The following is a 23,951-nucleotide window of genomic DNA, read 5'->3' as shown; positions in this document are numbered from 1 at the left end:
CCCACCTGCACGAATTCGACCACACCTACCGGGAATGGATGAACGAGAAAACCACCATCAAAGACCCTGCTACCGGCGCCTACACCAAGGTCTACACCCACCAACGCGTCCGAGCGGCCTATCAATCATTGCTATCTCTGCACCGCAGAGACCTGCTGTTTACCTACCTGCAACCCCCACCAACAACCATCGACCCCGACAACCTTGCAGCAACAACAAACAGCCTCGAAGGTGGCATCAACGCCCCCATAAAAGAACTAGCCCGCAGACACCGCGGACTATCACTACCGCATCAACGCACAGTGATGGATTGGTGGCTGTATCTACATACAGAAGTCCCTGACGATCCGGTCAAGATCGCCAGGGACCAACGATGGGGTCAAGACGCACTTTCCACAGCAACAGACCTGATCACCCACAACACCACAGCCACTACCAATGACATCGGTGCACCAGCAGAATACGACACCGCCATCGACACCAGCTACCAACACAACCTCGGCATCCAAAAAGGCTGGATCAAATAACCGCAACACGCCCGGAAAAGACACACTTTTCTTTACTTAACCCTTCTTACACGGTGGGCGATAGGGAGCGCAAGGATATGAAAAAGCCCCAGCCTGTGACCCGTGTGGGCCACTGACTGGGGTTAAATCTGGTCGGGATAACAGGATTTGAACCTGCGACCCCCTCGTCCCGAACGAGGTGCGCTACCAAGCTGCGCCATATCCCGGTCTGGAGCGGCACGTTAGTTTTGCGAACTGTGCAAAGCCAACGGCTGCAACTCGAATTACTATAGCCCGCACAGGGGGCATTTTTCAAAATGGCAGCGTATCGAGCCTTTTTGTGCCCCAGCAATCCCGCCACCCTCGCGGGAACCAGCCAGGACTACCCAGCTACTCCGCCGGCTTCTCCACGATGTGGATCAACGTCGCCGACGGGCGGCAGAAAATGCGGAAAGGCACGTACTTAGAGCTGCCCAGCCCGTTGGTCACGTGCAGCCACATGCGCTCGGTCCAGCGGGAAAGCCCGCGCGCCCGGCTCCTGTCGATGTCGCAGTTCGTCACAATGGCGCGCCCACCCGGCAGGCATAGCTGCCCGCCGTGCGTGTGACCGCTCAGCACCAGCTGGTATCCGTCGGCGGCGAAGCGGTCCAGAACGCGCGGTTCGGGGGAGTGGCTCAGCCCGATGGCCAGGTCGGCGTCACTATTAGGGCGCCCCGCGATCCGCGAGTAATCGTCCAGATCGTGGTGAGGGTCGTCCACGCCCGCGATAGCCAGCTTGATCTTCGATGGGCTGGTCAGCGAACCAGTCGCCGCGGGGTCGATGGCGAACTCGACGGTGGCGTTCGAGGCATCGTGCCAGCCGCGCTCGATGAAGGCCGCGCGCATCCCCTTCCATGGCAGCTGCACCTGGGAGGGCTTGCGCTTCTTGCCCAGCAGGTAGATGAAGGGGTTCACAGGGCGCGGCGCGAAGTAGTCGTTGCTGCCGAACACGAACACGCCGGGGCGTTCCAGCAGCGGCTCGAGCGCGCGGAGCACTCCCGGCACGCCGTCTTCCTCGCCGAGGTTGTCGCCCGTGTTGACCACCAGGTCCGGGTCCAGGCGGTCCAGCGCGGCGACCCATTCCTGCTTTTGCTTCTGCTTGTCCAGCATGTGCAGGTCGCTGACGTGCAGCAGCCGAAAGCTATCCCAATCGTCGGGTAGCGTGCCGGGCTCAAGCAGCGGCACGGTTACCTCGTGTAGCTGGAACTTTAGGGTTTCTTTGTATGACGCCGCAGCGACCGCCGCGCCGGCCACCCCAATTCCGAGCGCGCTTTTCAGCACGTTGGCGGGAGTGAGCAGACGTTTGCGGGGCTGGGCTGGCGAGTTCGCTGAGGAGTTCCGACGATTGTTCTTCACGTTCCCCAGGGTATCGTTTCGCCCGTGGGCGGGACATACCCGCCGTGCGTCACGCGCGGCGGAGCTAATGGGCTAGCGGAGCTGGCTCAGGAAGTCATCGAGGTCCGCGAGGCCGCGGCGGATCTCCGGCGGGAGGTCCAGCTCTCCTTGGCCCTGTGGGGCCTGCGGGGCGGGCGCGGAGTTGCCGCCACTCGGGGCACCACCTCCCGATCCGCCGGTGGACGCGGGTGCGCCCCACTTACCGGGGTTCGTGCCAGCGTCGTACTTCTTGTCGTAGGAAGGCAGCTTGCCGCCACCGTACTTCTTGATCATCGGCTTCGAAGCCTCGAAGAAAATCTGTGCGGGCTCATTACCGCCGTAGAGGTTGCCGTTGCCGCATTGGCGCACGGGCGCGGTGCACAGGTTCTTGGCGGTGCCACCGTCGTTAAAGATGTAGGAGGATCCGGCCCAGCCGGAGGTGAAGCCCAGGAACGCGGCGGAGAAGCTGGTTTCCGTCGTACCCGTCTTGGCGGACAGCGGCCCGCTCCAACCCGCCGCGCGGGCAGAAGCGGAGGCCGTGCCCTGCTGCACGTCGCTGCCCAGGCCGTTGGCCAGTGCGTCGGCGATCTTCTTGTCGATGGCCTGCTCGCAGTCCACCTTCTCCATCTCCACGTCCTCGCCGTTGCGGTCCTGCACGGACAGCACGGGCGTGGGTTCGCACCAGCGCCCGTGGTCGGCCAGGCTGGCGGCCACGTTGGAAAGCTCTAGCGGGTCGACGGCCGTGGGGCCCAGCACGAAGGAACCAAGGTTGTTGTCCTTGATGTATTCCTCCACGGAGTTCTCGCCGTCGAAGCTGCCCTCGTTCTTGTAGGAACGCAGACCCAGCTTGATGGCAATGTCCGTGATACGTTCCATGCCCAGCTTCTCCGCCATCTCGATGAAGGGAGTATTCGGGCTGGTCGCCAGCGCTTCCTTCAACGTCATGTTGGGCTTGTAGGAGCCCGCGTTTTCCACGCAGTACTTGTTCGGCGGGCAGCCGGGTGCGCCGCCTGCACCCATGCCTTCCACCTCGGCGCGGGTGGGCACGGCGAGGTTGGTGTTGAGGCCCATGCCGTCCTCCAGCGCCGCCGCAGCTGCAAAGATCTTGAACACGGAGCCGGCGCCGTGCCCCTGCAGCGAGTGGGGCAGCGGCAGCACGGATTCCCGCTCGTCCTGGCTCAGGCCGTACTTGCGCGAGGAGGCCATGGCCAACACCTGATGCTTGCCACCCTTGGGCGTGATGTAGTTCGTCGCGGCGGATACGCCCTCCTGGTCCGGGGAGACCTTGCTGCGGGCGGCCGTCTCCGCATGCTTCTGCGCCTGCGCATCCAGCGTGGTGCGGATGGTGTAGCCGCCCTTGGCCACCTCGTCCTTGGAGATTCCCTTCTTGTCTAGGTACTCCATCACGTAATCGCAGAAGAACCCGGAGCCACCGGCGCCGATGCAGCCGTTGGCGGGAACCTTCGGCTCCTCCAGCACGCCCAGCGGCTTGCTCGCCAGCTCATCCGCCTTGGCCTGCGAAAGGCTATCCGCGTTCACGCGCGCCTGCAGCACGGCATCGCGCCGCTGCTTCGCACCCTCCGGGTTGGTGTACGGGTTCAGCGCGCTGGTGGATTGCACGATTCCGGCCAGGAAAGCCGCCTGATTGTCGTTCAGATCCGCCGCGTTCACGCCGAAGTAGGTTTGCGCCGCGGCTTGCACGCCGAAGGCGCTGTTGCCGAAGGAGACCAGGTTCAGGTAGCGCGTCAGGATCTCGTCCTTAGTCAGCTTTTCGTCCAGGTCGCCGGCCATCTTCATCTCGCGCAGCTTGCGGGGCAGCGAAGTCTCGATGGCTTGGGCGGCCTCGTCCTCGTTCTCCGCTTCGATCAGCCACAGGTAGTTCTTCACGTACTGCTGGTTGATCGTCGACGCGCCCTCCGAGACCCCACCGCTGGAGACGTTCGCCGCCGCCGCGCGCAGGGTGCCGCGGATATCTACGCCTTTGTGCTGGTAGAAGCGCCGGTCCTCGATGGCGACGATGCTGTCCTTCATTGCCTGGGAGATCTTGTCCGAGGGCACTTCAGTGCGGTTCTGGTTGTACACCCAGGCGATTGTCTTGCCGTCCCGGTCGGTGATCCGCGAGCGCAGCGGCACCGAGTTGTTCTCGGAAATGTCCTGCACATTGGAGTTCATCGCGTCCGTGCTGGCGTTTACCACCCAGCCGCCCGCGCCCGCGAAAGGCAGGATGGCGGCGGCTAGCAGCACGCCACCGGCCAGGATGGCGAGGAAAAGTTTCAGAAATGCCTTCGGTGCGTCCACGGCTATCACCATAACCCACGCCCCGGACAACCCTTTAGCCTTTTTGCCCTTTCTTTGTGACGCCCACACGCCAGCCAGCGGGGGTGATCACCCCCTTTGCAGACCTGTGCACCTTTAGTGGAAAAGATTTGCTCTGGCGTTGGTTTGGGAGAAGTTCCGGCTGTGACGCGCAACACGATTTGCTGATGGGCTGACCAGCGGGATCGTGAGGGCGTCAAAAAGAAAAGGTCGTGGGGCGGGTAGCAGATCTACAGTTTTCGCTGGTCAGTTGAATCCATACTTAATAAATGTCGCGTGGCTATCAGTTACCCCCAAAATGTGACCTATTCGACACTTCTAAAAACGTGTGAATAAAATTACTACTACAGCAAGCCTCTACGGCAGTTGGCGGTACCAAACGACAACCGACGCACAAGGCGCGAGGGCCGCCCCTGCTGTAAGGCACGTTTCGGAGGAAGACAATGACTGCATCGCTTGCCCGCACGAAGGTGACCGGCGGCTCCAAGCCGACCTGCCAGCCTGCTGAACAGATCACGACCCGCGAGTCCTTTAGCAATCGTGGCGAGTGGATCACTCAGGCGCACTGCCGCAACGTGGATCCGGACGAGCTCTTTGTAAAGGGTGCCGCCCAGCGCAAGGCTGTGGCCATCTGCCGCCACTGCCCCGTCGTGCTGCAGTGCCGCGCCGACGCCCTGGATAACAAGGTGGAGTTCGGCGTGTGGGGCGGCATGACCGAGCGCCAGCGCCGCGCGCTGCTGCGCAAGCACCCCGAGATCACCAGCTGGGCAGACTTCTTCGCAGGCCAGCTCGAGGCTGCCAGCGCGGCAAAGAAGTAACCATTACAGTAGTTCCCATGACTAACTGGGAATACGTAACCGTACCGCTGCTCACTCACGCTACTAAGCAGATCCTGGATAACTGGGGACAGGATGGCTGGGAACTCGTCTCCGTACTGCCCGGCCCGACTGGTGAGCAGCACGTTGCCTACATGAAGCGCCCGCTGGAGCAGTAGGGCAAAAGAGGCAACAGAAGTAATAAATATGGCACAGCAGAACTTTCGCCAAAAACTAGAAGAACTCGGCCTGCAGCTGCCGCCGGTAGCAGCACCCGTCGCCGCCTACGTGCCGGCCGTGCGCAGTGGCAACATCGTCTACACCTCCGGTCAGCTGCCCTTCGTGGACGGCAAGCTGCCCGTCACGGGGCTGGTCGGCGCTGAGGTGACCGAGGAGCAGGCTTATGACGCCGCCCGTACCGCCGCGCTGAACGCCATTGCCGCGATCGACGACCTGGTGGGGATCGATAACATCGAGCGGATCGTGAAGGTCAATGGATTCGTTGCCTCCACCGCAGACTTCGGCGGGCAGCCAGGCGTGATCAACGGCGCCTCCGAACTATTGGGAGAAATCTTCGGCGAAGCCGGGGTGCATGCCCGCGCCGCAGTCGGTGTGGCCGCGCTGCCGCTGAATGCCCCCGTAGAGGTAGAGATCGTCGCGCAGATCAGCGCATAATTTCGCGGTTCGATCTACACTGGGAGGCATGAAGCACCCCGCTTATAGTCAACTACGTCCAGTAACCCCGAACGTCGGCGTCGTTCTCGCGCCGAACCCCAGCTACGCTGCCCTTGAGGGCACGAACTCCTGGGTGATTAGGGGAGAAAACGACAAAGTATCCGTTGTGGTGGATCCGGGTCCGCAGGACGAGGGCCACCTGAATGTGCTGAACACCAAGGCTACCGAGGGTGGTGCGGAGATCGGCGTTGTGCTGCTGACCCACCGCCACGCTGACCACGCCAACGGTGCTCAGCGTTTCCGCCAGATCTCTGGCGCGCCGGTGCGCGCCTTCGATAAGCAGTACTGCATCGCAGCCGACGAGCTGGAGGACGGGGAGATCATCTCCTTCGAGGGGCTCACCCCCACCATCGAGGTCGTCCACTGCCCGGGCCACACCTCCGACTGTGTGTCCTTCTTTATCCACTCCAACGGCGGCACCGACGATTCCGACGTGGAAGGCATCATCACCGGCGATACTCTCGCCGGCCGCCACACCACCATGATCTCCGAGACCGATGGTGATCTAGGGGCTTACCTGGAGACCCTCGCCAAGCTGCGCGAGCGCGGGCAGGACAAGCCGCTGCTGCCCGGCCACGGCCCGGACCAGCCGAACCTGGCGGAGGTTGCACAGAAGTACATCGATCGCCGCGAGCAGCGCCTGGAGCAGGTTAAGGAAGCCCTGAAGAAGCTGGGCGATGACGCTTCGGTGAACGAGATCGTCGATGAGATCTACACGGATGTGGATCCGGTGCTGCGTAACGCCGCGGCGCAGTCCACCCGCGTGACGCTGCGCTTCCTGCGCGGCGACGAGGACTAGCGGAGGCTACTGCCGACTGAGAAAGCCCGCACCAGTAGGTGCGGGCTTTCTTGTGTGTTGTCTAAAGCTCCACCCGGAGCGCGCCGCTCTGGCGCCGCCTAAAAGTGGCGCGCAGCCCTAGCGGGCGCGCTTTGCCAGGCGCTCGGTATCGGAGATAAGCACGGACTTGCCCTCCAGGCGGATCCAGCCGCGGTGGGCAAACTCTGCCAACGCTTTGTTCACGGTCTCGCGGGATGCGCCAACCAGCTGGGCGATCTCCTCCTGGGTCAGGTCGTGGTGCACGCGCAAAGCGGTGCCTTCCTGGGTGCCGAAACGGTTCGCCAGCTGCAGCAGGGCCTTGGCCACGCGGCCGGGGACGTCCGTGAAGATCAGGTCCGCCAGGGAATTATTGGTGCGGCGCAGGCGGCGAGCCAGCACGCGCAGCAGCTGCTCGGCGATCTCCGGGTGCTCGCTGATCCAGTTGTGCAGCATGGTGGAGTCCATCGTCGCCGCGTGCAGCTCCGTCACGCAGATGGCGGACGAGGTGCGCGGACCCGGGTCGAAGATGGACAGCTCGCCGAACATGTCGGAGGGGCCCATGACGGTCAGCAGGTTCTCGCGCCCATCCACCGAGTGGCGGGCGAGCTTCACCTTGCCGCTGATGATGATGTACAGCCGGTCACCCGGTTCGCCCTCGTCGAAGATGGTGGTGCCACGAGGAAAATTGACGGTATCCAGTTGCTCGATGAGGGTGCGGACTGCGGTGGGTTCAACACCCTGGAAGATGCCTGCCCTCGATAGTATTTCGGATACTTCTGCCATCCTTAGTTTCACTTCCGTTTCTGGCATCACGGTGGCGCGGGTGACCACCTCACCTGTGTAGCGTGCATTACGCCAAATATGTATGGTTCGTCTCTTTTGTTAAATCATACCCAACTATGTCACAGCGCAATTCGGGGTGAAGGTACATTTGAAAATATTATTAGCTGCCGCTTTTGCTCGCAGAGCTTCTTTTTCGTCGAAGTGGAAGGTTCTATGACTCGCCAACCAACCCTGCCGCGCATCGGCGCTCACATCGCAGCGAAGGGTAAGGAAACCCCGCTGGGGCGTAAGCGCCGAGCCCGCAAAATCAATCGCATGCTCGCCGAGGCCTACCCGGACGCGCACTGCGAGCTGGATTTTAACAATCCCCTCGAGCTGCTGGTGGCCACCGTCCTGTCCGCCCAGTGCACCGACAAGCGCGTCAATGCCGTCACCCCGGCACTGTTCCGCCGCTATCCCACCGCCGCCGACTACGCGGAGGCGAACCTCGAGGATGTCGAGCAGCTCATCAAGTCCACCGGCTTCTACCGTTCGAAGGCGAAGAGCATCGTGGGCCTTGGCCAGGCCATCGTGGAGAAACACGGTGGCGAGGTCCCCGGCACGCTCGAGCAATTGGTGAAGCTCCCCGGTGTGGGGCGCAAGACCGCAAACGTGGTGTTGGGAAACGCTTTCGGGGTGCCGGGCATCACCGTGGATACGCACCTGGGCCGCCTGGCTCGCCGCTGGAAGCTCACGGAGCACGACGACCCAGTGCAGGTCGAACGCGACCTCATGGAGCTAATCGAGCGCAAGGAATGGACCCTCTATTCCCACCGGGCGATCTTCCACGGCCGCCGGATCTGCCACTCGCGCCGGGCGGCTTGCGGAGCCTGCTTTTTGGCGCGGCAGTGCCCTAGCTTCGGGATGGCGGGGCCGGCTGATCCTGAGGTGGCGTCAACAATGATTAAGTCGGACGACCGCGACCACCTGCTAGATATGGCAGGGTTTGGGGCAGGCGGCCAGGTAGACTGATTTCCTGTTATGTCTGCACCTGTCGAACACTCCGCCCGCACGCGCGCGATCATCATCGCGGTCACGCTGGTTGTTGGCATTGCGATTCTTTGCGTGCCGCTGATTGCCGCGCTGCGCGAAGATTCTGCGGATGACGTAGGTGCGCCTACTTCTTCTGTAGAGGATGGCACCCCCTCGGCCCCAGCGGACGACGGTCCTGTCGAGGTAGCGAACGAGGTCCGCTGCCCAGAAGGCGCAGCCGGAGCCACCGTGAGCCCCGAGGCAGAACTGAAGGACGTGCACCTTCCGTGCCTGACAGAGGGTGGTGCAGGCAGTGCAGGCGAGCCCCAGACTTCCCTGGCTGAACGCCTGGCAGGCAAGCCTGCGGTCGTGAACGTCTGGGCCTGGTGGTGCGCCCCATGCCGCGAGGAACTGCCGGTGCTGCAAGAGCTCGCCGAACAGCATCCTGAGTGGAATGTCGTAGGAGTGCACCTGGATGCCAAGGGTCAGGCCGGAGCGGACATGTTGCGCGACCTGGATGTGGATAAGCTTCCTAGCTTCCAAGACTCCAACCACACCTTCGACACCGCGGCGAACCTGCCAAAGGTGGTGCCGCTGACTGTGGTCTACAACCCGGACGGCACCCGCGCACATTTGTACGCGCAGACCTTCCACAGCGCCGAGGAAATGGAAAAGGCGGTGCAGGAGGTTCTATGACCAGCTCGAGTTCCCAGCCGAACACCCACCTAGACCGGTGGCTTGCACGCATGCAAAAGCAGCCAGAACTGCCTTCCAACCTGCCCGAATGGCTGCACGACTTCGCCCGCGACTGCCGTGAGGTGGACATCCACCAGTACCTCAACGACTCCGCCCGGATCGTGCCGGAGGTCGACGAGCACGGCCGCCCGCCCCGCTACTCGGCGGTGCTGATTCTTCTTTCTGGTGACGCTACCTTCTCCCGCCCCGCCGGAACCACAGGCAGGCAGTCCATCCCCACCGACGCAACCATGCTTCTAACCCACCGCGCGCCGACCATGCGCAACCACAGCGGACAGGTGGCCTTCCCCGGCGGGCGTTTGGAGGAAGCCGACGCTGGGCCGGTGGAGACCGCCCTGCGGGAGGCCGAGGAGGAAACGGGGCTGAACCCGGACACGGTGGAGCCGTTTGCAGTGCTGCAGCCGATCTACATTGATCGCTCAAATTTCGCAGTGGTGCCCGTGGTGGCGTGGTGGCGTCAACCCCATGCGGTAAGCTGCCCTACAACCGAAAACGACTGGGTCGAGCCCTACCCCCTGGGCGAGCTGGTAAACCCGGAACGGCGCTTTGAGGTGGGCTTCGCCGGCTGGCGCGGACCGGCCTGGAACCTGCACATCGGTGAGGAAAACCCGCTGGTTCTGTGGGGCTTCACCGGCGGGGTGATCAGCGCCCTGCTGCGCCGCGCGGGCTGGGAGGAACCGTGGTCCAGCGGCGGCGATAGCGGTGCCGAGGGGCCGTGGAACCTTTTCGAAACGCTGGCCGGCTCCGCCAATGGCGAGGCGCTCGGCGATATGCGGGAAGGGTTCGACAGGGCCAACAAGATGGGCAGGAACGGAGGCGCACCATGAGCGGAGCTACGGGGTCGATGATCCTCGACATTGTGCTGGTGTTCATCTGCCTTGGCGCGGCGATCTCCGGATTCCGGCAGGGCGGGTTTAGCGCCACGCTGAGCTTCGTCGGGGTGGCTCTGGGCGGCTACTTGGGTCTGAAGCTGATCCCGCTCGCCGTGCACTTTGCCGAGGACAAAGTGCCTGATAGCGCCAGCGCACGCTTCTTCGCAGCACTGCTCACCGTGACGGTCGTCGTGGTGATCTGCTACGCCATCGGCTCCGGCTTTGGCGCGAAACTGCGGGATAATATCCGCACGCGGGAGGCTCTAAGGGCGGATTCCGTCGTCGGTTCCATCGTGCAGGTTTTTACAACGCTGCTGATCGTGTGGTTGATCCTCGTGCTGATCGCCACCGGGAACGTCGGCGGCTTCGGGAAGACGATCAAGGGAAGCAAGATCCTCGGTGCGGTGGGCAACGCCGCCCCGGTGTGGTTTAAGCAGCTGCCCGCGCAGACCTCGCAGCTGATCAACGACTCGGGTTTCCCGATGATCGCCGACCCGATGGAGAACCTGCCCACCGCGGAGGTCGATCCGCCGGACAACGCCCTGATGCGTTCCCCGGCGGTGCAGAACACCCGCGACAGCGTGCTGCGCGTGGTTGGCCAGGCGGAACAGTGCAGCCGCATGCTGCAGGGCACCGGCTGGGTGGTTGCCGAGGATACGGTGATGACCAACGCGCACGTGGTGGCCGGAACTAACGAGGTCACGCTGATGACGAAGGACGGCCCGCGCGAGGCACGGGTGGTGTACTACAACCCGCAGGTGGACATCGCCCTGCTCCGCAGCGAGAACCTGCCCTTTGTGCCGATGAAGTGGGCAGAAGGCGAGGGGCAGCAGGGCCAGGATGCGATCGTTATGGGCTACCCCAACGGCGGGCCGTTTAAGGCCACCCCTGCGCGCATCCGCGAGAAGTTCGTGGTCAGCGGACCAAACATCTACGCGGATGAGCGGGTGGAGCGCGAGGCGTACTCGCTACGCGGCTCCGTGGTGCAGGGCAACTCCGGCGGCCCGCTGATCGACAAGGACGGCCACGTGCTGGGAGTCGTGTTCGGTGCCGACATCAACGAGGAGGATACCGGCTACGCCCTGACCAGGGAAGAAGTCATGAAGCACGTCGGGGACGTGACCTCGCACCAGGGCAGTCCAGCGACGGGCGCTTGTGTGGCGGACTAGCGACTAGAGACTGGCGACTCAAGCGCGCAGGTGCTCGCGGAGTAGTTCCGCGACGCACGGCGGATCCTCCACGTGCGGGTAGTGGCCCACGCCGTAAAGCACCTTGTGCTCGGCGGTATCGGCCCTCCGGGCGGACTTCTGCGCCAGGGATTCGTCGTAGATCGGATCCATGCTGCCATCCACCGCCAGCAGCGGCACAGGTGTGGTCGCGGGGAAGGTTCGCTCGAAGCGCATCGCCTCGGGGCGGAAGCGGCTACGGAAAGGCCAGCGCAGGTACTCGCAGGAAAGGTGGGCCACCTTATCCACCTGCATTGCTTCGCGGCGGAGTGCGGCGCTGCGGAAGTAGGCGTCCGTATCCCTAAAACCCGGGGCCACACCCGCCCTAAAGATCTTTTCAGCCGCCGCCGCGTTATCGGCCAACAGCTTGCGTTCCGGAAGGCGCGGCAGTTGGGCGGACAGCAGACGGCGAGCGAAGTGCGGCTGCGAGAACGGCTGGGCCAGGATCCTGCGGAAACGCAGCAGCGGATTGATGGCGGAAAGGGTGACGAAGCTGCGGACGCGCTCCGGGTTGTGAGCCACCAAAGTCCAGGCGACCATGCCGCCGTAGCCGTGGCCGACGACAGTGGCGGTGGTGTGGCCCAGGCCGCGGATCACCCCGGCCATGTCGCTGGCGGCGGTGGTGAGGTCGTAGCCGCGTGGGGTCTTATCCGAGCGGCCATAGCCGCGCAGATCCACTGCGGCCAGGCGCAGGTCCTCGCCTGCGAGCTGCTGCATCAGCGGGCGCCAGTCGAAAGCGCCGCCGCCGAAACCATGGATCAGCAGCACTAATGGCGCGTTGCGGGGGCCTTGGACGTCGACGTGAAGACGCACACCCCGCGAATGCACGAAAGTGGCATGCGGGGTGTGCGGATCTACAGCGTGAGAATCTTCGGAAGTCATCTCAGGCGCGCGGGGGATTTAGGTGTACATTCCCGGGCGGCGCGCGGAGGAAGAGTTGTTGCCCTTCTGCGGGATCACGGTCTTCAGCTCGCCGACGGACTCGATGGTCTTCTCCGGCTTCTTCACGCCCTTGACCTGCTTCAGGCCGACCAGAGCCAGGATGGCAACCAGAACCAGCATGAACAGGAAGACGACCAGGAAGGCCGCCCAACGCCACATGAAGGTATCCAGCGCCTCGGCGATGGTGAAGAAGAGGAAGAAGGAGCTGTAGGCCAGGATGATGGCGGCAGCGCCGAACAGGCCCACGCCAATGCCGGCCTTCTTGGCGGACGTAGCGATCTCGGTCTTTGCCAGCTCGACCTCGGAACGAACCAGGGAGGAAACCTGCGCAGAGGCATCCTTCACCAGGTCACTGATGCTGGCCTGACCCTTGGCATGGGTATCCACATCCGACAGCGGAATAGCGTTAACCTTCGGGTTAAAGCTATCGCGGTCGGTGAACATGCCATCGTGATCGTTGTTGCTCACTGTTAAAACTCCTGGGGGTTACACCTAATTGACTCCCCCTAGTTTGCCAGACCACGGGGAAGATTGCGCGCGCGGGTGCATTATTGTCTTAAATATGTCTGACAATTCTGCGCAAGACCCACTCGCCGGACTGGCCGAACTGCCCGGAGTGCCGGAGGCCGTGGCCCAAGCCAACGACCACCTGGCGCGCCTGCACCGCCACCCCGCCAACCTGCGTGGTTGGGATGTTACGGGCGCGGAGTCGGTGCTGCGCGGCGCGCGTGCCTCGGCGCAGCTGGACGGTGGCTCCCCGCGTTTGCCGGAGGACGGCCAGGTGGAGGATCCGATCCTAGCCGGTGCCCTGCGCGCCGCGGAGCTGCTGGCGCCGGACGGTGTGACGGAGACGGTGACTACCTGGCGGCGCGCCCCACTGCAGATCATGGCGCGCATCAACGCGGTTGCCAGCCCGCAGATGTCCGACCCTGCATTTCGCCAGAAGGCCGCGGGGGATGCGGAGTTCCTGGTGCCGGGTCGGCCGCGCCGCTCCACGGATGCGCGCCTGCAGCTGCTGGGCAAGTTCATCACCGGTGGCACCAAGGTGAACGCGACGGTGCTGTCTGCGGTGATCCACGGCGAGCTGCTGACGTTGCAGCCTTTTGCGGACGCCACCGGCGTGACCGCCCGCGCCTGCTCCCGCCTGGCCACTATCGCCACCGGCCTGGATCCGCGCGGCCTGGGTGTGCCGGAGGTCTGGTGGAACCGTCGGCGCGACGAGTACCAGGCAAAGGCTGAGGGATTCGCCAGCGGCACCCCGGAAGGCGTGGCCGAGTGGATTGTTTTCCACGCCACGGGCCTGTCCGAGGGCTCGCTGGAGGGCAAGTCGATCGCGGACGCGAAGTAGAAGTAGCCGCTAGGCCTCGTCTGAACCTTCCTCGCGCCCCCGCCACCACATCGCCAGGCCGGTCGCGGCAATGCCGAGCAGAGCCAGGGTGGCGCCCGCGCCGGCGATCACCGCTGCCTGCGGGAACAGCGGTTCCGGGCGGATGAACTGGCGGATCGGCCACTCGGCCTCCGTCGCCTGCTTCTTCAGGGGACGATCCGGGTTCACGGCAACCGGGTTGCCCACCAGCTTCAGCATGGGGATGTCTGTGGCGGCGTCAGAATAAGCGTAGCTTTTCCCCAGGTCATAGCCGTGTTTGCGGGCGAGCTCTAGGATGCGCTCGACCTTGGCGTGCCCCTTGTTGAAGTGCGTGACGGCACCGGTGAAGCGCCCATCCTTTTCCTCCAGTTCGGTGGCGAACAGGTGGTCCACGCCGAGTTCCTTGGCGATGGGCTGCACCATGACGGAGGCCGAGGCGGTCACGATGGCGATACGGTGACCCTGTTTGCGGTGCCATTCGATCAGTTCGCGCGCCTCGGCGTAGATGAACGGGGTGATGACTTCCTGCAGGGCGTCTTGGGCGACCTGGCGCAGGGGTTCGGTTTCGCGGTCCTTGATGATCCTAGTCAGGGCCTCTTTTGTGGATTCCAGGCCCTCCTCAGAGTGGGTGGAGAGCATGTAGTTGCCCAGCATCGCCATCATCTTCAGCACCTCACCGGTGTTGAGCAGGCCGCGTTCGGCCATCGGGCGGCGGTAGGCCAGGGATGCTGACGTGTCGATGATGGTCTTATCGAGGTCGAAGATGGCCAAAACTCGCTCTGCGCCCGGTGTGCGCGGTGGGTCCTGGTGCTGAGTCACATGCGTCATTCTAGTCAAATTGCACCACTTATGTCACTCTAATCTTGTTGCGTTTCGGGTTATTCACAGGGTCTAGGCCCTTTTTTATGACGCCAACCCGACTTTTCCACAGCCAAAAAATCAGGGGTACTTTTACCAGCGCGCAGCTGGGAGCCTTTGGTTCATGGGCGCAGGGAAGTCAGCGAAGCAGAGCAAAGCAGTAGCCAAGAAGGCAAAAGCGGCAGCACGGAAGAAGGGGCGGGAGCGAACTGAACAGCTTCGGCCGGTGATCGTGGACATCGCCGATCCGCTGTGGAACAACGAGGCCCGCATGGTCGTGGCGGTGACCCGCCGGCCGATGATCATTCACGATGGTACGGAGGAGTTTGAGGCGAACCTCCTCCGCGAGCTAGATCGGAAAGACGGGTTTACCTGCCAGAACTCGGCGATCGTGCTGAGTGATAGGGAGAGCGAGCTGACCCGCCACCGGCTGGTGCGGGCGATCCGCGTGGATCAGCTGGAACCCTCCCTAGACGCAGGCGGGGCGATGGTGCTGGCGGAGATGATCGGATCGAACGACGCAGTACGCATCGCTGTGAGCTCGGCGGTAGGCGGTGCGGGGTCCAGCCTGTTTGCGGCGCAGCTGGCCTACTACATGTCTTGCGAGGGGAGGCCTGCCGTGTTGGTGGACGCCGACCCGCACTCCTGCGGCCTGGATCTGGTGCTGGGCAAGGAGAGGCTGCCGGGGCTGGCCCGCAACCAGATTCCCGCCGATTGCGACTTCGACCAGTTGCGCAGCCATTTGCTCATGCTGGGCTTCGACAGTGCGGGTGGAAAGAAGATCAGCGCCGAAGGCGGAGCCGTCCCCGTGATCTACGCCGACCGCTACCCGACATTCGGCGCGCACAGCGGCGGCAGGGGACTGGACGTGGGGCAGCTGGCCGGGCTGATGCATGCGGATGACCTGGTGGTGGACTGCGGGCGAAGCCTGCCTGTGGCGGATAGCGCGAGCGCAGGATGGCAGGAGCAGTGGGGCGAAGGGGAACCCGACGTGCACATTCTGGTAGCACCCCTGACCATCCAGGGAGTGACCGCCGCCAGCACGCTGCGAAACCGAATGCTGGAAAACGACCGAACCAAGCCGCTGATCGTGCTGCGGGAAGTCCCCGGTGCCTCCACCTCCGTGGCCGTCGCCGCGATGATGATGGACGAGGTTCCCGTAGCGGTGATTCGCCATGATGACCAGTGCACTCCCGCCCTGGACCGGGGCGAGGCCGAGTATTGGATCGAAAGTTCGCTGAAGCACGACCGCGCTCGCGGGCCGGTGCGCGAGGTATGGGAGAAAATCCAGCACATCGTCGGCAACTGTGCGCTGTCAATCGCGAGCTAGGGGATAACAGGGACGGGGGGAGATGCAGGTGGCGTCACTAAGGAAAAAGAACAAGAACAGCCAGCCGGAACCGGAGCGCGGGCTGCTGGCGATCGTGCGCGACGACCTGGCCGAACAGGGGATTAGCAGGCCGGACGAGCGCGACCTTTCGCGCAGCCTGCACCTGATCGGGAAGGCGAGCGTGGAGAACGTGCGGACTCTGCAGCGAGAGTTCAGTGGGCTGGGGCCGCTGGCGGGGCCGCTGCAGGATGCGCAGGTGACGGACGTGGTGCTCAACGGCGATGGCAGCGTATGGGCCGATCGCGGCGAGGGTATGCAGCCTATAGACGGGGTGCAGATCGGCGTGGAAGCTGCACGCGACCTAGCGGTGCGGATGGCGACGATGTGCGGGGAGCGGCTGGACGAAGCCCGGCCCTTCGCCGATGGGGTGCTGCGCGAGCTGCCTCCGGACGTGCCGGCGCAGGCAATTCGAGTGCATACGTTGCTGGCTCCGCCGGCGGCGGGCGGAAGTTGCATTAGCCTGCGCGCGATCAAGGGGCAGAAGAACTCCCTGGGTGCGCTGGTGCAAGGCGGCCTGGCAAGCGAGGAGATGGCGGGCGTGCTGCGGCGGATCGTGCGGGCGCGGCGGAACATCCTTATTAGCGGCGGGACGGGCGCGGGGAAGACGACCCTGCTGGCCGCGCTGTTGGCGGAGGTGGCCTACGACCAGCGCCTGCTGGTGGTGGAGGACACCCCGGAGCTGCTGATAGACCATCCGCACGTCGTGGCGCTGGCCACTCGCGAGGGCAATGCGGAGGGGGCGGGTGCGATCTCCATGACGGCGCTGGTGAAGCAGAGCCTGCGCATGCGCCCCGACCGCATCGTGGTGGGCGAGATACGCGGCCCCGAAGTGGCGGACCTGTTGGTTGCCCTGAACACCGGGCATGCGGGCAGTGCGGGCACTATCCACGCGAACGACCCGGCAAGCGTGCCCGGGCGGCTGGAGGCGCTGGGCGCGATGGCCGGGCTGGATCGGATTGCCCTGACCCGTCAGGTGATCGACGGAATAGACGTGGTTCTGCACGTCTCCCGCACGCAGCAGGGGCGGCGGCTGACGCACATCGGGCGGCTGGTCGGCGACGAGCGGGCACGCATCGAGGTGCTGTGGCACTGGCGCGACGGCACGCGAGAGGGGTTCGAGGAGTTCTGCGATGAGCTGGGCTGATGGGAGAGGCGAACGATGATTCCGGTACTCGCGGTGGTGGCCGCCGCGTTGATGGTGGCCTTCACCCTCAAGATTGTGGTCGGGCGGATGATGAAAACCCGCCGACAGATGAAAACTCTGGCCGAGGTGCGCGATGTTGTGGATGCCATCGCCCGCGAAGTGGCCGCAGGTGCCCGACCATTGGAGGCCGTCGAGCACGCGGCCGAGGGGTTGAAATCCGAGGCGCTGCGCCACGAGCTGGACGTTGCCTGCGTGAAGGTGCGCCTGGGTGCCGCGCCGGGTGCAGGGTCTGCTGGCGCCGCGCCGGGTGCAGGGTCTGCTGGCGCCGCGCCGGGCAGTGGCACCCCTAGCTTCCTTGCCCACCTATTCCACATCTGGGGCATTTCCCACCGCCACGGCGTGGGGTTGGCGGCGCTGGCCCGGGCGCACGTGACGGACATTGATGCGCAGCTGGCGCACATCTCGAAGTCCACCTCCGCGACGGCGGGCGCGCGGCTGACGGTCACGGTGCTGCTGGCACTGCCGATCGGCGCGGTGGCGTTGGGGCAGAGCAGCGGGCTGGGCACGCTGACTTTCCTGCTGACGAATGTGCTGGGAGTGCTGCTTTTCTTGGCCGGGGTGGGGCTGGTGTGCGCAGGCACCCTGTGGACGGAGCATCTGAGCGAATCGCTGACCACATCACCGCTGGGCGGAGTGGGTGTGCGGGCCGGACCCGCCGGCTCCACACCCTTGGGTCCGCTGGACGCGGCCCGCGCCCTCGACGTTTCCGCGGCTGCGCTGCGTGCCGGAAAGGCATTGTTGCCAGCCTGGGACGTGGGGGTGGGGCAGTTAATCCACGATGGTGAACACGATGGGGAAGGGGAACTCGGCCGCGCCATGGCGCTGCTGAACCTCGGTGGGGGAAAAGACGCCTGGCTTACGCTAGCCGAGCATGCCCTCTTTGGCCCTATCGCCCGCCAAGCGGCGCAGCAAACCCGCGCCGGAACATCGCTCGCCGATGGAATGCATCAACAGGCCGAACACCTTCGCCGCGTTGCCGCCGACAAGGCAACCGCCGGAGCTGAGAAGGTCTTGATCGCCTTGGCGGCACCACTGACCCTTTGCTTCCTCCCGGCCTTCGTCTTCGTCGGCTTGATACCGCTGGCCATCGGGATGGCCTCGCTCTAGGAGCTATGGGCACCGACGTGAGGTGAGGGCCACTCCCGGGGGAAAGCAGCCCACATCGACATCCGACGTCTACCAAACACAACTCACTCAACACGGCGGCGCGCCTCTCGTGCCGCCGGGGAAGGACACTGACCATGACCACTCCAACCATCACCGCTCCAACCGCTCTCACTCCAACTACACCCACGTCAACCGCTTTCACACCGACTGCGGCGCCAGAGCAATTCCAGGCCGCGCCGGTCAAGACGGACCCGAGCACTGGAATCGCGGAAGAAACATATTCTGACCTGCACCCAATCACTCGTTGGTGGAACCAGATTATCGGCGCTGTCTATAGTCGTTACGCAGATGATAAGGGAATGTCCACAGTGGAATACGCTTTGGGTTGCGTGGCGGCAGCCGCCCTCGGGGCGCTGCTGTACACCGTCGTTACCTCGGACACCGTGGAGCAGGCACTCAGCGGAATCTTCGATAGGGCACTGAACACAAAGTAGCCCGGAAGGCTCCTGGTTAGCCGCCGGGGCCACACCACGCCCCGCGCTCCTGAGCTCTTCAAGGCTCGGGCGCGTGGGGGCGTCAATAAAAACACACACCACGAAACACACATCACGAATTACGCACAAGAATCTTTAACCAGGAACGAACATGAACACAGTCGAAGGCGCCATCGTCCTGTCCGCCATAACGCTCGTCGCCGGTGGATCCGCCGCGGGATTGGTCACCATGTCGCAGGCAGCCTCGGCGCAATCGCTGGCGCGGACCGTCGCCCGGGTCGAAGCGCGTGGCGGCGATGGGGTTGCGCTCGCCAGGCAGATTGACGCCACCGCTGAAGTCGCCACATCCCGCGAAGGCGGTGCGGAATCGCCACTTGTGCGGGTGAAAGTCACCAAGGACGGGGCGCTGTTCGACGTTCACGGCGAGGCTGTCACGTTGGTGGAGCCGGACGGGGAATAGAGGGGATCGAGTTAGATGACGAGGGGTGAAAGATGAGCACCGTCTATGGGGCGATGATCACGCTCGGCGTCCTGTCGGTGGTTTCCCTGTTGGCTATCGGCAGCGCCATGCTGGGTCACAAGGAGCAGGCCAGCACGGCCGCGGACCTGGCCGCGCTCTCGGCGGCGATGGTGGTGCAGACGGGCGAGGGTGAGCCGTGCAATACGGCGCGAAGCATCGCCGGCGCCAACGGCGCCGACGTGGAAAACTGCGAGGTCAAAGGCGAGTTCGTGACGGTGGACGTCACCACCCGCATGGGATCGAACTCCCGCATCCTCCCGCAGAAAGCGCAGGCCATCGCCGGGCCTGCAGAGTAGCCGGGCGCACTGCTAAGGGGGTGCGAAACGTGGGCGCGAAGGCGTGCTTGCGCGGGCTAAGCGTTGCGGAACAAGTTCGCCAGGAACGGGGTGGAGTGTACCTGCGAAGCGGGGACAGTCCCGCCGTGGTCGGTGGGATACCAGTGCACCTCCACCCGCTGGTTACGGCTGCGCATATCCCCGACGAATTGGTTGATCCACATGTCCGTGTTCAAGATGATGCCGATAGGAGTGGGTACGTCCATATCCTTCAAGCCGTGGCCCAGGAAAACCGGCTTGTCGTAGCCCGTCGCAGGAGTTTGCATGAACTCTCGCAGCGCCGGTTCCAGCCCCGGCACCTCGCGGAGCGGCTTGGAAAACGCCCGTGCGACATTGGTGCCCTTCAGGGCTTCGGAAAGCTCCGGATAACAAGAATCCTCGGCAGCCTTCACCATGCGCTTGCCCTCGTCGGTCAAAGCGGAATCAACATCCACGTTCGGGTTCGCCTCCCGGAACGCCGCGACAATATACATCGCGTAGGTGTTCAAACCGGCTGGTAGGGGGACCGGCGGGAAGGTCGGGCTGCCCGCCAACACGATCTCCTCCACATAAGCCGGGGCGCCCGTGGCCACCGTGCCCAGGAAGTTCAGGTTCGCCTGCTGGCTCCGCTCTGTTGCTCGCAGCCCGACGTGCAGAGCCGCGCCGCCACCCTGGGACTGGCCAATCACCGCCCAGTTGCGGGAAATCTTCTGGCCACCCTGCTTCACCGCAGGCAGATCCTGCGCGGCGATCACGGAATCCACCACGTTAGCGGCAGTGGACTTGCCGTTGAGGTAGCTCATCAGTCCCTCGGTGCCCATGCCCGCATAGTCGCTGGCGACGATCGCATAACCCTGGTTGAGCCAATGGTTCAGATAGTCCTGGTCACGCTGCGAACGGGGGTTCATCGACGGAGTGCACTGATCCGCCAAGCCCACCGTTCCATGTGCCCACGCCAGCACCGGCCAGCCACCAGCCGGAGCCTTGCCCTTCGGGAAGAACACCGCACCGGTGGAAGGCGAGACCGTCCCGTGCTGGTTGGTCGTCGAGTAGCTAAAGCGGAACTGCTGGCCAGCCGCAGACAAACCGACCGCCGGATCAAGCGGAACAGTGTTCATCAGCGCCCCCGCCTTAGCTGGAACCGCGCCGATCTTCAGCCCACTATCCACTGGGTTGCCCGCGAAGGGAGCTGGGGTGCGCATCGGCTCGCCCTTGTTGACCAGCGCGGAAGCGCTCGACTGCGGCCCAGACGGCGCTAGTGCAGAGGAAGCTACGCCAGATGGCGCCGACCCAGACGGCGCCGCGGACTGCGCGGTGGCCACCCCGCCCATCCCGGACAACGCAACCAAGGACATCGTGGCGGCGATACTCGCCTTAAAACCTCGTCGGAAACCAGTGTGATTTTTCCCAGAAAAAGACTTCATGCAGGAAAGTATATTCTCGGGCGGGTTGAGATGTGGGCGTCCTCAAGAAAAAGCAGTGATCTAACCCGCCGCCCCGGCCAACGCCCGCAACAACAACACCGCACCCGCCTTGAACAGCGGATCGTTGCCATTGCCGCACTTCGGCGACTGCACACAAGACGGGCAGCCGGACTCGCACTCGCAGGTCTCCACGGTCTCGGCGGTGGCGGCCATCCACTCGGCAAAGCGCGCAAAGCCCTGTTCGGCGAAGCCTGCGCCACCCGCATAGCCGTCGTACACGAACACCGTCGGCAGACCCGTATCCGAATGCAAAGCGGTAGAAACGCCACCAATATCCCAGCGGTCGCACGTCGCAATCAGCGGCAACAGGCCAATCGCCGCATGCTCCGCGGCATGCAACGTCCCCGGCCACGTCGGCTCCGGCAGCCCCAGATCCAGCAGCACATCCGGATCCACGGTGTAAGCCACCGCGCGGGTGCGCAGCGATTCCGGCGGCACGTCTAGCGGCACGGTCTCCAAGATCTCACCACCCGGCAGGCGCTTCCGATAACCGTTGACGGTGTGCGAAACCTCCACGTCCACATCCGCCAGCCACACCCCGTCGCAGACCTTGCGCGTCCCCCGGGTGCGGCGCACCGCAATGTCGGTATCGCGGATCACCTGGGTGGTGTACTCCGGGAACTCCGGCCGCACCCACGCCACGGATTCCTCCAGGTCCAGCAGCTGCACCACGAACGTCTCGCCCTGGTGCATGTACACCGCCCCGGTGTGCACGTCCGACGTCGCGCGCGACTGATCCACCGTGCCCAGCAACCGGCCGGAGTCGGCCTCCACGATCGCCACCTGAGCCGCCGCCCCGCCGCGGATCGACACCCGCGAATGCACCTGCTCCGCCACCTTCAGGTCTGCGAAAATGCCCCGCGGCCTGCGCTTCAGCGCTCCTTGGCGCAGCAGGTGCTCCACCACCCGCTCCGCACCCCAGTGCGTAATCTCCGTCTCGGACAGGGGTTTTTCCGCCGCCGCGCACACCACATGGTCGGCCAGTACGTAGGGGTTCGTCGGGTCGAACACCGTGTTCTCCACCGGCCGGTCCAGCAAAGCCTCCGGGTGGTGCAGCAGGTACGTATCCATCGGGTCATCTGCGCCGACCAGCACCACCAGTGCACCCTGGCCGCGCCTGCCCGCACGCCCGGCCTGCTGCCTAAAGCTGGCGATCGTGCCGGGGAAGCCGCTGGTCACCACCACATCTAGGCCACCGACGTCGATGCCCAGCTCCAGCGCGTTCGTCGAGGAAATACCCAGCAGCTCGCCATTGTCGAAGCGACGCTCCAGCTCGCGGCGATCCTCCGGGGTGTAGCCCGCGCGATATGCCGCCACCCGCACCGCATCCGCGCTGCGCCCCAGCGCCGCCAGTTTCTCCGCGGCGGCGACGGACACCACCTCCGCGCCGCGCCGGGAGCGCACGAAGGTCAGCGTCCGCGCGCCCTGGGCGATCGCCAACCCCATCACGTCCGCGGCCTCGGAGTTCGCCGCCCGCCGCACCGGCGCGCCGTTTTCGCCCTCCACGTCCGGCAGGAACCCGGGCTCCCACAGCGCGACGGTCCGCTCGCCCGCGGGCGCCCCGTCCTTCGTCACCGCCACCACTTCCGGCCGTCCCGTCAACCGGCGCGCGTGCGCGGCTGGATCCACGCTGGTCGCGGATGCGAGCACGATCGTCGGAGCTGTCCCGCACAGCCGCAGAAGCCTGCGCAGCACCATCGCTACGTGCGCGCCGAACACCCCGCGGTACACGTGGCACTCGTCGATCACCACATAGCGCAGTGTGCGCAGCAGCCGACTCCACGACTGCGGATTCCCCAGGATCGAGGCGTGCAGCATGTCCGGGTTCGTCACAATCACCCGCGCCTGGTCGCGGATCACCCGCCGCGTCTCGGGCGGAGTGTCGCCATCGTAGGTGGCCACCATGATGTCATTCAGGTTCGCCGCGCCCGCGCACATTCGCGCCAGCGCCGCCCGCTGGTCCTGCGCCAGGGCCTTCGTCGGCGCAATATAAAGGGCCGTCGCGGTGCTCGCCGTAGCCAGGTCGCTTAAGGCCGCGAGTTGGTAGCCGAGGCTCTTTCCGGACGCCGTGCCGGTGGCGACCACCACATCCCGCCCCGCGTGCGCGTGGTTCGCGGTCTCCACCTGATGCGACCACGGGGTAGAAATTCCCTGCTCGTGCAGGTATTCCACCAGAGTCTCGTCAGCCCAGTCCGGCCACTGCGCCGTCTGCGATGGGCGGGCGGGGATGGTGCGCGTATGGGTGACGGTGGAGCGCGGAAACTCGGGCGTCAGATCGGCCAGAAGTTCCTCGCCGAACGACGGCGCCGCGCTACTCGCCGCGCTGCTCGCTGGGCTGCTTGCCGGGCTGCCTGCCGTGCCGCTTGCGGGATCGTCGGGCGCTGAGTCTGGGGTAGGGGGCGTGGGGTCGGACATTAACAGTAGTTCTAGACCCATTAGGGGGTGGATACAAGTTATTGTCCTGCGGAATCCAAACTCGCCCGAATGTTTAACCCGCAACGTGGCAGACTGTCGTGTGGTTATTAAAATCCTCGGAACTTTTCCGCTCGCCTCGGCGTGAGGTGGGGTCTCGTTGGGTTTTGGGCCGATTGGGTTGGAAACGAAGTATCTTCCGACCTCGGCGTTTGGTGGTCGCAGAAGACTTGCGCCGGACAGATTCAACAAGATAGGTAGAAATTCATGGCACAGGGAACCGTCAAGTGGTTCAATGCGGAGAAGGGCTTTGGCTTCATCGCCCCGGACGACGGATCTTCCGACGTCTTCGTCCACTACTCTGAGATCCAGGGCAGCGGCTTCCGCACCCTCGAGGAGAACCAGAAGGTCGAGTTCGAGATCGGCGAGGGCGCCAAGGGCCCGCAGGCTCAGAACGTCACGGCTCTTTAAAACCCGTAGGGTTTTAGCAAGCCCCCTCCGCGGTGCACCTCGCGCCCCGGCGGGGGCTTCGCCGGTTAAGGCCGCGCCCACCCCGGTTGCAAATAAATTGCGTAAACCGCGTACTGTCGCTTAGAAATGCGTAAGTGGC

General features: G+C 64.4%; 24 protein-coding genes, 1 tRNA gene and 1 pseudogene. 17 read left to right on the top strand and 9 right to left on the bottom strand.

The genetic code is table 11. The annotated features are described in order from the left end of the window. Nucleotides 1-527 (top strand): annotated as a pseudogene (locus MHX52_RS03415) (IS256-like element IS3503 family transposase); the annotation flags it as partial. Nucleotides 528-656: 129 nt separating this feature from the next. Here MHX52_RS03415 and MHX52_RS03410 read toward each other — a convergent pair. The 3 genes from MHX52_RS03410 to MHX52_RS03400 form a co-directional block, all read right to left on the bottom strand. Then, nucleotides 657-733, bottom strand: a tRNA-Pro gene (locus tag MHX52_RS03410). Nucleotides 734-896: 163 nt separating this feature from the next. After that, nucleotides 897-1,844, bottom strand: a complete 948-nt coding sequence (locus MHX52_RS03405; protein WP_255721304.1) for a metallophosphoesterase — start codon at nt 1,842-1,844, stop codon at nt 897-899. A gap of 129 nt (nt 1,845-1,973) precedes the next feature. Further along, entirely contained in the window at nt 1,974-4,229 is a 2,256-nt protein-coding gene (locus MHX52_RS03400; protein ID WP_239316562.1) for a transglycosylase domain-containing protein, read from the bottom strand. Between the two features lie 449 nt (nt 4,230-4,678). On the opposite strand from MHX52_RS03400, the gene MHX52_RS03395 reads away from it, so the two are divergent. From MHX52_RS03395 to MHX52_RS03380, 4 genes are read left to right on the top strand one after another with little or no spacing between them, the layout of a single operon-like run. Next, the gene (locus tag MHX52_RS03395; protein WP_034984517.1) at nt 4,679-5,053 is read left to right on the top strand and encodes a WhiB family transcriptional regulator; all 375 of its coding nucleotides are present in this window, start codon (nt 4,679-4,681) and stop codon (nt 5,051-5,053) included. Between the two features lie 17 nt (nt 5,054-5,070). After that, the gene (locus tag MHX52_RS03390; RefSeq protein ID WP_011274258.1) at nt 5,071-5,229 is read left to right on the top strand and encodes a DUF4177 domain-containing protein; all 159 of its coding nucleotides are present in this window, start codon (nt 5,071-5,073) and stop codon (nt 5,227-5,229) included. Between the two features lie 28 nt (nt 5,230-5,257). Beyond that, nucleotides 5,258-5,725 carry a RidA family protein gene (locus MHX52_RS03385; protein ID WP_034984519.1) on the top strand — a complete coding sequence of 156 codons (468 nt, stop codon included), beginning with the start codon at nt 5,258-5,260 and terminating at the stop codon, nt 5,723-5,725. Between the two features lie 28 nt (nt 5,726-5,753). Further along, nucleotides 5,754-6,584 carry an MBL fold metallo-hydrolase gene (locus tag MHX52_RS03380; RefSeq protein WP_239316560.1) on the top strand — a complete coding sequence of 277 codons (831 nt, stop codon included), beginning with the start codon at nt 5,754-5,756 and terminating at the stop codon, nt 6,582-6,584. Nucleotides 6,585-6,701: 117 nt separating this feature from the next. Here MHX52_RS03380 and glxR read toward each other — a convergent pair whose 3' ends face one another. Then, entirely contained in the window at nt 6,702-7,385 is a 684-nt protein-coding gene (gene glxR, locus MHX52_RS03375) for a CRP-like cAMP-activated global transcriptional regulator GlxR (protein ID WP_239316558.1), read from the bottom strand. A 213-nt stretch (nt 7,386-7,598) separates the two neighbouring features. Here glxR and nth point away from each other — a divergent pair, with 213 nt between their 5' ends. From nth to MHX52_RS03355, 4 genes are read left to right on the top strand one after another with little or no spacing between them, the layout of a single operon-like run. Next, entirely contained in the window at nt 7,599-8,396 is a 798-nt protein-coding gene (gene nth, locus MHX52_RS03370; RefSeq protein WP_239316557.1) for an endonuclease III, read from the top strand. Nucleotides 8,397-8,405: 9 nt separating this feature from the next. Continuing rightward, nucleotides 8,406-9,092: a TlpA disulfide reductase family protein gene (locus tag MHX52_RS03365; protein WP_239316556.1), complete on the top strand. Its 687-nt coding sequence runs from the start codon at nt 8,406-8,408 to the stop codon at nt 9,090-9,092. Further along, on the top strand, nt 9,089-9,979 hold the full coding sequence (locus MHX52_RS03360) for a CoA pyrophosphatase (RefSeq protein WP_070487779.1): 891 nt from the start codon (nt 9,089-9,091) through the stop codon (nt 9,977-9,979). The genes MHX52_RS03365 and MHX52_RS03360 overlap by 4 nt, the downstream gene beginning before the upstream one ends. Beyond that, the gene (locus tag MHX52_RS03355; protein ID WP_034984530.1) at nt 9,976-11,193 is read left to right on the top strand and encodes a MarP family serine protease; all 1,218 of its coding nucleotides are present in this window, start codon (nt 9,976-9,978) and stop codon (nt 11,191-11,193) included. Before MHX52_RS03360 ends, MHX52_RS03355 begins: the two co-directional genes overlap by 4 nt. An 18-nt stretch (nt 11,194-11,211) precedes the next feature. Here the strand turns inward: MHX52_RS03355 and MHX52_RS03350 are convergent, their stop codons facing one another. Together MHX52_RS03350 and MHX52_RS03345 are read right to left on the bottom strand one after the other, a co-directional pair. Continuing rightward, nucleotides 11,212-12,132 (bottom strand): alpha/beta fold hydrolase, encoded by a 921-nt coding sequence (locus MHX52_RS03350; protein ID WP_035002893.1) that lies wholly within the window; start codon nt 12,130-12,132, stop codon nt 11,212-11,214. An 18-nt stretch (nt 12,133-12,150) separates the two neighbouring features. Beyond that, nucleotides 12,151-12,636 carry a phage holin family protein gene (locus MHX52_RS03345; protein WP_049050349.1) on the bottom strand — a complete coding sequence of 162 codons (486 nt, stop codon included), beginning with the start codon at nt 12,634-12,636 and terminating at the stop codon, nt 12,151-12,153. 118 nt (nt 12,637-12,754) lie between these two features. On the opposite strand from MHX52_RS03345, the gene MHX52_RS03340 reads away from it, so the two are divergent. Continuing rightward, on the top strand, nt 12,755-13,540 hold the full coding sequence (locus tag MHX52_RS03340) for a hypothetical protein (protein WP_035002894.1): 786 nt from the start codon (nt 12,755-12,757) through the stop codon (nt 13,538-13,540). Between the two features lie 9 nt (nt 13,541-13,549). Here the strand turns inward: MHX52_RS03340 and MHX52_RS03335 are convergent, their stop codons facing one another. Next, complete coding sequence (locus tag MHX52_RS03335) at nt 13,550-14,386, bottom strand: HAD family phosphatase (protein WP_239316554.1); 837 nt, start codon at nt 14,384-14,386, stop codon at nt 13,550-13,552. A 154-nt stretch (nt 14,387-14,540) separates the two neighbouring features. Here MHX52_RS03335 and MHX52_RS03330 point away from each other — a divergent pair, with 154 nt between their 5' ends. The 6 genes from MHX52_RS03330 to MHX52_RS03305 all read left to right on the top strand — a co-directional run bounded on the left by MHX52_RS03330 (nt 14,541) and on the right by MHX52_RS03305 (nt 19,427). Then, complete coding sequence (locus tag MHX52_RS03330; RefSeq protein ID WP_239316552.1) at nt 14,541-15,746, top strand: hypothetical protein; 1,206 nt, start codon at nt 14,541-14,543, stop codon at nt 15,744-15,746. A gap of 28 nt (nt 15,747-15,774) precedes the next feature. Continuing rightward, nucleotides 15,775-16,950 carry a TadA family conjugal transfer-associated ATPase gene (locus MHX52_RS03325; protein ID WP_239316550.1) on the top strand — a complete coding sequence of 392 codons (1,176 nt, stop codon included), beginning with the start codon at nt 15,775-15,777 and terminating at the stop codon, nt 16,948-16,950. Between the two features lie 15 nt (nt 16,951-16,965). Beyond that, complete coding sequence (locus MHX52_RS03320; RefSeq protein ID WP_239316548.1) at nt 16,966-18,117, top strand: type II secretion system F family protein; 1,152 nt, start codon at nt 16,966-16,968, stop codon at nt 18,115-18,117. Between the two features lie 134 nt (nt 18,118-18,251). Beyond that, nucleotides 18,252-18,611, top strand: coding sequence for a DUF4244 domain-containing protein (locus MHX52_RS10405; RefSeq protein ID WP_370642212.1), 360 nt, complete (start codon nt 18,252-18,254; stop codon nt 18,609-18,611). A gap of 151 nt (nt 18,612-18,762) precedes the next feature. Then, the gene (locus MHX52_RS03310) at nt 18,763-19,071 is read left to right on the top strand and encodes a hypothetical protein (protein WP_035002898.1); all 309 of its coding nucleotides are present in this window, start codon (nt 18,763-18,765) and stop codon (nt 19,069-19,071) included. A gap of 32 nt (nt 19,072-19,103) precedes the next feature. Next, nucleotides 19,104-19,427, top strand: a complete 324-nt coding sequence (locus MHX52_RS03305) for an Rv3654c family TadE-like protein (RefSeq protein ID WP_239316546.1) — start codon at nt 19,104-19,106, stop codon at nt 19,425-19,427. A gap of 56 nt (nt 19,428-19,483) precedes the next feature. On the opposite strand, the gene MHX52_RS03300 is transcribed toward MHX52_RS03305, so the two are convergent. After that, complete coding sequence (locus MHX52_RS03300) at nt 19,484-20,869, bottom strand: S9 family peptidase (RefSeq protein ID WP_239316544.1); 1,386 nt, start codon at nt 20,867-20,869, stop codon at nt 19,484-19,486. A gap of 60 nt (nt 20,870-20,929) precedes the next feature. After that, on the bottom strand, nt 20,930-23,344 hold the full coding sequence (locus MHX52_RS03295) for a DEAD/DEAH box helicase (RefSeq protein WP_239316542.1): 2,415 nt from the start codon (nt 23,342-23,344) through the stop codon (nt 20,930-20,932). Nucleotides 23,345-23,608: 264 nt separating this feature from the next. Between MHX52_RS03295 and MHX52_RS03290 the strand changes: the two genes are divergently transcribed. Beyond that, nucleotides 23,609-23,812 carry a cold-shock protein gene (locus MHX52_RS03290; RefSeq protein ID WP_005292238.1) on the top strand — a complete coding sequence of 68 codons (204 nt, stop codon included), beginning with the start codon at nt 23,609-23,611 and terminating at the stop codon, nt 23,810-23,812. Nucleotides 23,813-23,951: the final 139 nt, after the last annotated feature.

It is taken from the genome of Corynebacterium sp. ACRQJ, assembly GCF_022346045.1.
Lineage (GTDB): Bacteria > Actinomycetota > Actinomycetes > Mycobacteriales > Mycobacteriaceae > Corynebacterium > Corynebacterium evansiae.
This window is presented reverse-complemented; position numbering and strand designations above follow the sequence as displayed.